This window comes from Nonomuraea sp. NPDC050643 (genome assembly GCF_040654715.1).
In the GTDB taxonomy this organism is placed as follows: domain Bacteria; phylum Actinomycetota; class Actinomycetes; order Streptosporangiales; family Streptosporangiaceae; genus Nonomuraea.
In genome coordinates this window covers 166,273-176,722 of record NZ_JBFAIM010000022.1, presented here as the reverse complement: position 1 = coordinate 176,722, position 10,450 = coordinate 166,273, and the positions used below count along the sequence as shown (strand labels likewise).

Sequence of the window (10,450 nt, the reverse complement as noted above, 5' to 3'; positions counted from 1 at the left end):
TCCTGTTCTCGAGCGTCAACACGCTGATGGCGGACGGCGAGGCGTACACCATCGACCGGTCCACCGACACCGGTGACGCGGCCCTCCTGGATTCGGCCGCCGAACTGTACGAGCTCATGTCCGGCGGCGGCCGCCGCCGGGCCGAGCGGGAGCTGGCGGCGCTCGACGGCCTGCCCGACCTCGACGAGGCGCTCGTCCACGGTGACCTCGGCGCCGAGAACGTCCTGTGGGAGTACGACGGCGGGCGGCCCCGGCTGAGCGGGGTGGTCGACTGGGACGAGGTGACGATCGGAGACCCGGCGGAGGACCTCGCGGCCGTCCTGGCCGGACACGGGGAGGGCCTGCTGAACCGGGTACTCGAGCTGGGCGGCCTGGCGAACGGGGGCCTGGCCGCCCGCATCTCCGCCATCAGGGGAACCTTCGCCCTGCAGCAGGCCCTGGCCGCCCGCCGGGACGGTGACGAGGCGGAGCTGGCGGACGGGCTCGCCGGCTACGCCTAGCTCCTGGTCAGCACCTCGTACTTGACCCGCATCACCCCGGCGCCGATGTCGCCGATGGCGGCGAAGGCGGCCTTGGACAGGTCGAGACAGCGTCCGCCGATGTACGGGCCGCGGTCGTTGATCCGCACGGTGACCGAGTCGCCGTTGTCCGGATTGATGACGCGGACCTTGCTGCCCAGCGGCAGGGTCTTGTGCGCGGCGGTCATGGCGGCGGGGTCGAATCGCTCGCCGCTGGCCGTCATCTGGGGGTCGCCGTAGTAGGAGGCGCCACAGGCCCCGGACGAGAGCACCCGGAACTTCGGCTTCTTGGCCGAGGGAGACCTGGTGGCCTTCGGCGCCTGGGTCGCCTTCGACCGGACGGCCGCCGCCGGAGGCTTGGGAGCGGGGGAGGAAGGCTTGGCGGCGGCAGACGACGTCGCCGAAGGCTCGGGCGAGGGGGATACCAAGGGCTTTGCGCCAGTCGTGGGCTTTGCGCCGGTCATGCTCTTCGCGTCATTCGTGCCCTTCGCGCCGGTCGTGGACTTCGCGACGGGGGAAGGCGATCGTACGGCGCCCGCGGGGGCGTCGTCGTTGCCGATCGCGGCCCAGGCGGTCGTGGAGGCGGCGGCGACGACGGCGGCACCGGCGGCGACCGCGGTCCAGCGGCGCTTGCCTGAGAGGGGCTTGCGGTCCGGGGGATTCGGCGTACGAGTGTGCTGGCCCAAGGTAAACCACTGTCCTCGCTAGGGGAAAGGAGCGGGAAAGGCCGGAACCGCGAGGGGGCGGGGGCGTACGGCGGCCGATCCGAGGGCGCGGCAGGGGATCCCGCGCAGTGGGCACGAACCTATGCGACAAAGCGCAGGTAAAGGCAACTTAATGGGACATCCAGTGAAATATCTCACTTATGCCGCAACTATCCCCAGAACGCCGAGCGTACGCCGTGGATCTTCGGATGTCCGGAGAACCCGGAAAGGCCCCTACAGCATCAGCGAGCGGACCGTCTCCACCGTGTCGGCGTCCTCCACCCGCTTGTCGGGCCGGTAGCGCAGCACGCGGGCGAACCGCAGGGCCATGCCCCCGGGATAGCGGGGCGAACGCTGCACCCCGTCGAAGGCGATCTCCACGACCAGCTCGGGCCGCAGCGTGACCGTCCACTCGTCGGTGGGCCCCTCGGCCAGCTCGAGGAAACGCTCGGTCTGCCAGGCCAGCAACGCGTCGGTCAGCCCCTTGAAGGTCTTGCCCAGCATCACGAACCCGCCCTCGGGGTCGCGGGCGCCCAGGTGCAGGTTGGACAGCTTGCCCTCACGCCGCCCGTGGCCCCACTCGGCCGCCAGGACCACCAGGTCGAGCGTGTGGCGCGGCTTGACCTTGACCCAGCCCGCACCCCGCCGCCCCGCCGCGTAGGGCGAGGACAGGGACTTGACGACCAGGCCCTCGTGGCCGGCCTTCACCACGTCGGTGAAGAACTTCTCCGCCTCCGCCACGTCGCCGGTCACCAGCCGCGGCGTCAGCAGCCCCGGCGACACCGTGCGCCCCAGCGCCTCCTGGCGCTGCGCGTAGGGCAGGTCGAGCAGGTCGGCGCCGTCGGCCCGCAGGGCGTCGAAGAAGAACACGCTCAGCGGCGTGCGCTCGCGCAGCGCCTCGACCTCGAGCTTGCTGGACACCCGGCTCGCGGTCACCTGGAACGGATGCGGCCGCCCGTCGGGCCGCAGCGCGATCACCTCGCCGTCGAGCACCAGATCGCCGGACGGCATCTCCAGCACGGCCTCCACCACCTCGGGCACCTGCGCCGTGATGTCGTCGAGCGTACGGGTGAAGACCCGCACTTCCGAGCCCGAACGGTGCGCCTGCACGCGCACCCCGTCGAGCTTCCACTCCAGCGCAGCCGGCGTGCCGGCCTTCTCCAGCGCGGCGGCCACGTTGGGCGCGCTGCCCGCCAGCATCGGCGAGACCGCCCGCCCCACCTCCAGCCGGAAGTCGTGCAGCGCCGCCACCCCGCCGGCCAGCGCGCCCGCCCCCACGGCCGGCAGCCAGCCGCGCAGCGTGAGCGCCCGCCGGACGTCGGCCGACGGCGCGCCGGACGCCTTGGCGATCGCCTCGATCATGACGCCGTCGAGCGCCCCCTGCCGCAGCTCGCCGAACAGCAGCCGGCGCATGAACTGCTGCTCCTGGCTGGTCAGCCCCGCGAACAGCTCGGTCACCAGAGCCCTGCGCGCCGCCTGCGAGCCCTGCCCGGAGACGGCCTTGATGCGGCTCAGCAGCTCGTCGACCTGGGCCAGCGTGGCGGTGGCGGCCAGTTTGGGCTGTGGGGTCTCCTCCAGCGTGCGCCAGCCCACGCCCACCTGCCGCTGGGGCAGCTCGCCCGAGAGGTAGGAGATGGCGATCTCCGCCTCCTCGGGGCCGACCCGGCCCAGGAGCTCCGCCAGATGGCCGATCTTGCCGAGCCTGGCGGACGTGCGCGTCACCGCCTCGGAAACCCGGACCACGTCGATCAGAAGCACACGCCTATCGTGCCTCACAGCGCCGACAAATCCCCACTTGATATCGACATATCGTCAGAGGTGTCGGCGCGGGGGCGCGGCGTGGCCACGCCCCCGCGGTGACGGACTAGCTGACGCCGAGCAGATCGACGACGAAGATCAGCGTCTCGTTGGGCTTGATGCGCGGCGGTGCGCCACGGGTGCCGTAGCCGAGGTTCGGCGGGATGACCAGCTTGCGCCGGCCGCCGACCTTCATGCCCGCGACGCCCCGGTCCCAGCCTCCGATGACCTGACCGGCGCCCAGGGAGAAGTCGAACGGCTGGCCGCGGTTCCACGACGCGTCGAACTCCTCCCCGCTCGAGAACGAGACGCCCACGTAGTGCACGCGTACGGTCTGGCCGGGCTTGGCCTCGGGGCCGTCGCCCACGGTCAGATCCTCGATCTCCAGGTCGGCGGGCGGGTTGCCCCCCGGGAAGTCGATCTCGGGCTTTTCGAGTGCCACGAAGTGCTCCTGTTAACGGATGAGAATGGACCCGACGACTCTATGCGCTCGGGATATCGTCATCGTTCATGGCCGCCCTTTCTCCCGACATGATCTTGCTCACCGGCCGTGTGGCCGTCGTCACCGGGGCGGCCAGAGGCATCGGGCTGGCCATCGCCGAGGCGTTCGCCGCGTTCGGGGCCCACGTGGCCGTCTGCGACCGCGACAAGCCGCAGGCGGAGCTCGCGATGACGCTCGACGTGCGCGACCAGGTGGCGGTGGAGGTGTTCGCCCAGGCCGTACGCGAGCGCTGGGGCCGCGTGGACGTGCTGGTCAACAACGCCGGCGGCACCTTCCACGCCGGTTTCACCGACACCTCGCCGCGCGGCGAGCAGATCCTCATCGAGGAGAACTTCACGCAGGTCACCGGCATGATCAGGCGGCTGCTGCCGATGATGCGGCCCGGCTCCTCGATCATCAACGTGACGTCGAGCGAGGCGCACCAGGCGGCGCCCGGGTTCGCGGTCTACGCGGCCATGAAGGCCGCTCTGGAGAGCCTGACGAAGACGCTGGCGCTGGAGCTGGCCCCCCAGGGCATCAGGGTGAACGCGATCGCCCCCGACGCGCTGCGGACCGAGGGCGAGGAGGGCGTGCGCGAGCGCATGCTGGCCCGCCCGCTGCCCTACGAGCCGGTCCGCGTTCCGCCGCTCGGGCACCTCGGCCATCCCTGCGACGCGGCGGGCGCGGCCGTGTTCCTGGCCGGGGAGCTGGCCAGGTTCGTGACGGGCGCGACGCTGCACGTGGACGGCGGGATCAACGCGGCGGGCGGCTGGCGCCGCACACCGTAGGGGTCACCAGCTCTGGTGCAGCGGCATGCCCTCGGCGTACCCGGAGGAGCTCTGGATGCCCACGACGGCCTGCTCGTGGAACTCCTCCAGGGTCGAGGCCCCCGCGTACGTGCACGACGACCGCAGCCCGGCCACGATCGCGTCGATCTGGTCCTCCACGCTGGGCCGCTTCGGGTCCAGATACATCCTCGAGGTCGAGATGCCCTCCTCGAACAGCGCCTTCCTGGCCCGGTCGAACGCCGAGTCCTCGGCCGTCCGCAGCCGCACCGCCCGCGCGGAGGCCATGCCGAAGTTCTCCTTGTACTCGCGCCCGTTCGCGTCGGTGTGGGTGTCGCCGGGCGACTCGTACGTGCCCGCGAACCACGAGCCGATCATCACGTTGGACGCCCCCGCCGCCAGCGCCAGCGCCACGTCGCGCGGGTGGCGCACGCCGCCGTCGGCCCACACGTGCCGCCCCAGGCCCCGGGCCGCGGCGGAGCACTCCAGCACGGCCGAGAACTGCGGCCGGCCCACGCCGGTCATCATCCGGGTCGTGCACATGGCGCCCGGCCCGACCCCGACCTTGAGGATGTCGGCCCCGGCGGCCACCAGGTCGCGCACGCCCGCCGCCGTCACCACGTTGCCCGCCGCGATGGGCACGCCCGGGTCGAGGGCCGCGACGGCGCGCAGAGCCGTGATCATCTTCTCCTGGTGGCCGTGGGCGGTGTCCACGACCAGGCAGTCGATGCCCGCCTCGAGCAGTTCCTTGGCCTTGGCGGCCACGTCGCCGTTCACGCCGACCGCGGCCGCGACGCGCAGCCGGCCGGCGGCGTCGAGCGCGGGCTGGTAGAGGGTGGCGCGCAGGGCGCCCGTACGGGTGAGGATGCCGACCAGCCGCCCGCTGCCGTCCACGATGGGCGCCAGCCGGTGCCGGCCCTCGTGCAGCCGGTCGAAGGCCGTGCGCGGGTCGAGCCCGGCGGGCAGCGTCAGCAGGTCGCTGGACATGACGTGGGAGAGCTGGGTGAACATGTCGACGCCCCGGCAGTCGGCCGCGGTCACGACGCCGACGGGCCGGTTCTCCCAGTCGACCACGATGACCGCGTTGTGCGCCCGCTTGGGCAGCAGTTGCAGGGCCTCGCCGACGGTGGCGTGCGAGGTGAGGGTCAGCGGCGTGTCGTGGACGAGGTCGCGCTTCTTGACCCAGTCGACGACGTTCGCGACGACGTCGAGCGGTATGTCCTGCGGGATGACGGTGATGCCGCCGCGGCGCGCCACGGTCTCGGCCATGCGCCGGCCGGCGACCGCGGTCATGTTCGCCACGACGATGGGGATGGTCGTGCCCGTGCCGTCGTTGGTCGACAGGTCGACCGCGAGCCGGGAGCCGATCGATGAACGTGCCGGGACCATGAACACGTCGCTATAGGTCAGGTCATATTGAGGCTCGAGGTCATTGAGAAATTTCACGTTCATCCATCTTATGTGGTGACTGGTTCAACAAGGAGTTTCCCCATTCGCGGGGGCTTATGATCGGCCGGGACACTTTTGGGGGAGGGAGGGCCTGTGGACGTCATAGAACGAGCCGAATTGATCGTGGTCGGCTTCGCGGTACGCACCACAAACGCCGAGGAGGTGGACCCGGGCCGGGCCAAGCTGCCCACGCTGTGGCAGCGCACGGGCGCGCCGGGAGCCTTCGCGCACGTGCCCGGTCGCCTCGACGAGAACCTCTACGCCGTGCTGACCGACTACGAGAGCGACCACAACGGCGCCTACACGCAGATCGTCGGCATCGGCGTGCGCACCGTGCCCCGGCTGCCCGAGGGCATGGTGGCCGTCCGTGTGCCGGCCGCGCGGTCGCTGAAGCTGGTCGCGAGGGGGCCGATGCCGCAGGCGCTGGTCGAGGCGTGGCAGCAGGTGTGGAAGCACACCGAGTCGGGCGGCGCGCCGTCGCGGGCGTACACGACGGATCTGGAGGTGCACCATCCGGAGGGCGCGGACCTGTACGTAGCGGTGTGACAGGTCACAGACCGAGCGCGGCGGCCGCCGCTTCGACGGCCGCCGGCTTGACCTCCTCCGGCGGCAGGTGGGCGTATTCCACCGCGCAGTCCGACATCCCGCCGAGCGCCACCGTCGCCCGGATGTGCTGCGCCTGCGTGAGCTCGGGGCCGAGCAGCAGGGCGATCAGCCGCCGCCGCCAGTCGAACATGCGCTGGCCCAGGTCGAGGTAGGACAGCGTGGACAGCTCCTGCACCATCATCACGATCACCGCGCGGTGCCGCCAGATCAGCTCGAAGTAGTCTTCCAGCAGCTCCCGGGCGTCGCCCGGCGCCCGCCCGGCCACGAACGACTCGATGTCGTCCACCAGCGGCTGCACGATGCTGCGCACCAGGTCCTCGCGTGAGGCGAAGTGGTAGTAGAGCGCGGGCTTGGTGATGCCCAGCCGGTCGGAGATCTGGCGCAGGCTGGTGTTCTGCACCCCTTGCTGCACGAACAGCTCGCGGGCCACCGCCTGGATGCGCGCCTTGGTGTCACTGGGCATGTGCCCAGACTATCCCTTACCTACCGTTAAGTCAGGGCGCGTGCTAGCGTACTTACTTAACGGAAGGTAAGGAGGGGTGATGAGGATCCTCATCTCGGGTGCGAGCGTCGCGGGGCCGGTGCTGGCGTACTGGCTGCACGCGTACGGCTACGACGTCACGGTCGTCGAGCGGGCCCCGGCGCTGCGCAAGACCGGCGGCCACGCGGTCGACCTGTTCCGGCCGGCGATGGACATCGTCGAGCGGATGGGCGTCCTCGCGCCCGTCCAGGCCGCCAAGACGGGCACGGAGCACCTCACGATGTACCGGGAGGGCCACGAGCGCCCGGTGGAGGTGGAGGTGCGCCGCCTGCTGAGCGCCGTCTCCGACCGGCACGTCGAGATCATGCGCGACGACCTGAGCGAGATCTTCTACGACGCCACGCGCCACGACGTGGACTACGTCTTCGGCGACTCCATCGCCTCGATCTCCGGCGACGGGGACGTGACCTTCGACAGCGGCCGGACGGGCTCCTTCGACCTCGTGGTGGGCGCCGACGGCCTGCACTCCAACGTGCGCCGCCTGGTCTTCGGCCCCGAGTCGCGCTTCACCACCTGGATCGGCGCCTACCTGGCCGTCGCCTCGGTGCCCAACCACCTCGGGCTCGACGGCCGCATGGAGGGCGTCGCCGGCGTCGGCAGGATGGCCGGCATGTACGGCGCCGCGCGCATGCCCGACGCGCGGGCGGTGTTCCTGTTCCGGACACCGGAGCCGCTCGACTACCACCACCGCGACGTCGCCGGGCAGAAGGAGCTGCTGCGCGAGCACTTCGCCGGGATGGGCCGGCTGGTGCCCAGGCTCCTGGCGGAGCTCGACCGCACGCCCGCCTTCTACTTCGACTCGATCACCCAGCTCCGCCTGGACACCTGGTCACACGGCCGGGTGACGCTCGTCGGCGACGCCGGCTACTGCCCGGGGCCCGCCGTCGGGGGCAGCACCAGCCTGGCGGTCGTGGGGGCGTACGTCCTGGCGGGGGAGCTGGCCGCGTACGGCGGGGACCACACGCGGGCGTTCCCGGCCTACGAGGCCGAGCTGGGCGAATACGTGCGCCGCAGCCGCGCCTTCGCCGTCCGCGCGGCCAGGAGCATCGTCCCCGGCAGCGCGTTCGACCTGTGGGCGCTGGCCCAGGGCGTGCGGCTGGTGAACCACCTGCCCGTCGCGCTCACCCGGGCCGTCACCAAGGCCGGCAGCAAGGGCGTGCGCCTGCACGACTCGATCACGCTCAAGGACTACGCAGCACGGCAGGGAACGACGTCACGCCCCTGACGAACGCGTTGGGCAGGATCCTGGGGCCCTCGGAGTCGGCCCAGGAGGCTGTGCCGACGCGGTCCAGCCACTCCTCGAAGAAGATCCGCAGCTCCAGCCTGGCCAGCGCGGCTCCCAGGCAGAAATGGGTGCCCAGGCCGAACGCGATGTGCCCGCCCGGCTTCCTGGTCACGTCGAACACGTCCGGGTCGGTGAACACCTCGGGATCCCGGTTCGCCGATCCGTACATGAGCAGCACCTGCTGCCCCTCCAGGATCCGCTGCCCGTGCAGCGTGGTGTCGCGGGTGGCCGCGCGGCACATGTTGAGTATCGGCGTGGTCCACCGGATGAACTCCTCCACCGCCCCCTCCATGAGCCCCCGGTCCTCGCGCAGCAGCCGCCACTGGTCGGGATGGCGGATCAGCGTGTCGATCGCGGTGGCGATGACCGTCCTGGTCGTCTCGGCGCCGCCGTCGAGGAGCAGCAGGGCCTCGTTCGCCAGGCGGTCGTCGTCGTACTCGGGGTGGCCGCACCACACCGACAGCAGGTCGTCCTGGGGGCGCGCCCGGCGCTCGGCGGCCAGCTCCAGCACCGCCTGCCCGTACTCGCCGGCGGCCACGGCGGCCTCGTGCGTGACGTACCGCAGCCCGCCGCCGGCCACGATCGTGGTCTCCGACCAGTGCTTGAGCCGGGGCCACTCCTCGTCGGGGAACCCGAGCAGCCAGCCGATCATGCGGGCCGGCAGCGGCGCCGCCAGCTCGGGCACCACGTCGACCTCGCCCCTCTCCAGGGCGCGGGTCAGCAGCTCGACGACGACCTCGCGGACCCTGTCGGCGTAGCGCTCATAGACGTGGCGGGGCGTGAAACGGCGGTAGACGAGCCGGCGGCGCTCGGCGTGCTCCGGGTCGTCCAGACCGATCATGGACGGCTCTGAGGGGAGCTGAGGGCGGTAGCCGACCGTGCTGGTCCAGAGCTTGGGGTCGCGTTCGATGGCCGAGATGTCGGCGTGGCGGGAGACGCCCCACAGGCCGTTGATCGTGTCGTGGTAGGCGGGGGCGTTCTCCCGCAGCCAGGCGTAGGTGGGGGTGGGGTCGCCGGCGTACAGGTCGCCGTCGAGTAAGTCGATCATGCGAGCACTCCTTGGCCGCGTAGCTTGTCCGCCTCTTCCTGCGTCAGGCCCCAGCCGGACAGGTCGGCCAGGCGGGCGGCGGGGGAGAGGTCCTGCGCGGGCGCGCCGAGCAGGCGGGGGGCGGGCACCGGGTGGGTGACGCCGCCGACCTGGACGAAGGAGCCGCGGGCGACGTTGTGCGGGTGCTCGGCGGCCTCGGCCATGGACAGCACCGGCGAGACGCAGGCGTCGGAGCCGTCGAAGAGCGCCTCCCACTCGGCGCGGGTCCTGGTCCTGAACTCCTGGGCCAGGCGGGCCTTCAGCGCGGGCCACTGCGCCCTGTCGTTCCTGTCGGGCAGGTCGGTCAGGCCCATGAGCGTCACCATGGCCTGCCAGAACTGCGGCTCCAGGGAGCCCACGGCGACGTACAGGCCGTCGGCGGTCTCGTACGTGTCGTACTGCGGCGCCCCGGTGTCCAGCAGGTTCGTGCCCCGAGGCCCCCAGTGGCCGCTCTGCGCCGCCTGGTAGAACATCGAGAACAGGATCGCCGCCCCGTCCACCATGGCCGCGTCGACCACCCGGCCCACGCCGGTGCGCTCCCGCTCGAACAGGGCCAGCAGCACCCCGTACGCGAGCATGAGCCCGCCTCCGGCGAAGTCGCCCAGGATGTTGATCGGCGGGGTCGGCTTGTCCCCTTCGCGTCCCAGCATCGACAGGATGCCCGAGACGGCGATGTAGTCGATGTCGTGCCCGGCCGTCGGGGCCAGTGGGCCGTCCTGGCCCCATCCGGTCATGCGGCCGTACACGAGCCGCTCGTTGACCGCGTGCAGATCCTCGGGCCCGATGCCGAGCCGCTCGGCCACCCCCGGCCGGAACACCTCGATCACCACGTCGGCGCGCCGCGCCAGCCCCTTGAACGCCGCCACGCCCTCGGGGCTCTTCAGATCCAGCCCGATCGTGTGCTTGCCGCGGTCCATGACGTCGGTGCGCGGACGGTCGGAAACCGCCTTCACCCGGTCCACTCGCAGGACTTCCGCGCCGTGATCGGCTAGCATCATCCCCGCGAACGGTCCTGGAGCGAGCCCGGCGAGCTCCAGCACGCGAACCCCGGACAGCGGACCTCGGCGAACGTCAGGCATCGACCTCTCCTTGCTGTGGACCCTGCCTCAGTAGAACAACATTCGGTGATCTGGTGCAAGCAGCCTTCGCGACCTTCCGGCGAACTTCTGGGAGGTATGGGAAACTTGCCCACTGTTC

11 protein-coding genes are annotated in these 10,450 nt (G+C 71.4%); 4 read left to right on the top strand and 7 right to left on the bottom strand.

Annotation, left to right across the window (positions count from 1 at the left end; all coding sequences use genetic code 11):
• Window positions 1-500: phosphotransferase (locus tag AB0I15_RS29290; RefSeq protein ID WP_358102116.1), on the top strand; the 500-nt coding region annotated here is incomplete at its 5' end.
• Here the strand turns inward: AB0I15_RS29290 and AB0I15_RS29285 are convergent.
• From AB0I15_RS29285 to AB0I15_RS29275, 3 genes are all read right to left on the bottom strand, one after another.
• Window positions 497-1,204 (bottom strand): septal ring lytic transglycosylase RlpA family protein, encoded by a 708-nt coding sequence (locus AB0I15_RS29285; RefSeq protein WP_358102114.1) that lies wholly within the window; start codon window positions 1,202-1,204, stop codon window positions 497-499. The genes AB0I15_RS29290 and AB0I15_RS29285 overlap by 4 nt on opposite strands.
• Window positions 1,205-1,456: 252 nt before the next feature.
• Window positions 1,457-2,980, bottom strand: a complete 1,524-nt coding sequence (locus AB0I15_RS29280) for an ATP-dependent DNA ligase (RefSeq protein ID WP_358102112.1) — start codon at window positions 2,978-2,980, stop codon at window positions 1,457-1,459.
• Between the two features lie 106 nt (window positions 2,981-3,086).
• Window positions 3,087-3,461, bottom strand: a complete 375-nt coding sequence (locus tag AB0I15_RS29275) for an FKBP-type peptidyl-prolyl cis-trans isomerase (RefSeq protein ID WP_358102110.1) — start codon at window positions 3,459-3,461, stop codon at window positions 3,087-3,089.
• A gap of 68 nt (window positions 3,462-3,529) precedes the next feature.
• Between AB0I15_RS29275 and AB0I15_RS29270 the strand changes: the two genes are divergently transcribed.
• Window positions 3,530-4,288, top strand: a complete 759-nt coding sequence (locus tag AB0I15_RS29270; RefSeq protein ID WP_358102108.1) for an SDR family oxidoreductase — start codon at window positions 3,530-3,532, stop codon at window positions 4,286-4,288.
• A 3-nt stretch (window positions 4,289-4,291) separates the two neighbouring features.
• Here AB0I15_RS29270 and AB0I15_RS29265 read toward each other — a convergent pair whose 3' ends face one another.
• Window positions 4,292-5,731 carry a GuaB1 family IMP dehydrogenase-related protein gene (locus tag AB0I15_RS29265; RefSeq protein ID WP_358102106.1) on the bottom strand — a complete coding sequence of 480 codons (1,440 nt, stop codon included), beginning with the start codon at window positions 5,729-5,731 and terminating at the stop codon, window positions 4,292-4,294.
• Between the two features lie 96 nt (window positions 5,732-5,827).
• On the opposite strand from AB0I15_RS29265, the gene AB0I15_RS29260 reads away from it, so the two are divergent.
• On the top strand, window positions 5,828-6,280 hold the full coding sequence (locus AB0I15_RS29260) for an effector binding domain-containing protein (protein ID WP_358102104.1): 453 nt from the start codon (window positions 5,828-5,830) through the stop codon (window positions 6,278-6,280).
• Between the two features lie 4 nt (window positions 6,281-6,284).
• On the opposite strand, the gene AB0I15_RS29255 is transcribed toward AB0I15_RS29260, so the two are convergent.
• Window positions 6,285-6,803: a TetR/AcrR family transcriptional regulator gene (locus AB0I15_RS29255; RefSeq protein ID WP_358102102.1), complete on the bottom strand. Its 519-nt coding sequence runs from the start codon at window positions 6,801-6,803 to the stop codon at window positions 6,285-6,287.
• Window positions 6,804-6,882: 79 nt separating this feature from the next.
• On the opposite strand from AB0I15_RS29255, the gene AB0I15_RS29250 reads away from it, so the two are divergent.
• Window positions 6,883-8,106 (top strand): FAD-dependent monooxygenase, encoded by a 1,224-nt coding sequence (locus AB0I15_RS29250; RefSeq protein ID WP_358102100.1) that lies wholly within the window; start codon window positions 6,883-6,885, stop codon window positions 8,104-8,106.
• On the opposite strand, the gene AB0I15_RS29245 is transcribed toward AB0I15_RS29250, so the two are convergent.
• Both AB0I15_RS29245 and AB0I15_RS29240 read right to left on the bottom strand, forming a co-directional pair.
• Window positions 8,063-9,214: a cytochrome P450 gene (locus AB0I15_RS29245; protein WP_358102098.1), complete on the bottom strand. Its 1,152-nt coding sequence runs from the start codon at window positions 9,212-9,214 to the stop codon at window positions 8,063-8,065. The genes AB0I15_RS29250 and AB0I15_RS29245 overlap by 44 nt on opposite strands.
• Entirely contained in the window at window positions 9,211-10,332 is a 1,122-nt protein-coding gene (locus AB0I15_RS29240; protein ID WP_358102096.1) for a CaiB/BaiF CoA-transferase family protein, read from the bottom strand. Before AB0I15_RS29240 ends, AB0I15_RS29245 begins: the two co-directional genes overlap by 4 nt.
• Between the last annotated feature and the right edge of the window lie 118 nt (window positions 10,333-10,450).

Bases quoted from the DNA above. Each gene is read 5' to 3' on its own strand.
- AB0I15_RS29270 (WP_358102108.1), top strand. From the start codon at position 3,530: ATGGCCGCCCTTTCTCCCGACATGATCTTGCTCACCGGCCGTGTGGCC.
- AB0I15_RS29255 (WP_358102102.1), bottom strand. From the start codon at position 6,803: ATGCCCAGTGACACCAAGGCGCGCATCCAGGCGGTGGCCCGCGAGCTG.
- AB0I15_RS29250 (WP_358102100.1), top strand. From the start codon at position 6,883: ATGAGGATCCTCATCTCGGGTGCGAGCGTCGCGGGGCCGGTGCTGGCG.
- AB0I15_RS29245 (WP_358102098.1), bottom strand. From the start codon at position 9,214: ATGATCGACTTACTCGACGGCGACCTGTACGCCGGCGACCCCACCCCC.
- AB0I15_RS29240 (WP_358102096.1), bottom strand. From the start codon at position 10,332: ATGCCTGACGTTCGCCGAGGTCCGCTGTCCGGGGTTCGCGTGCTGGAG.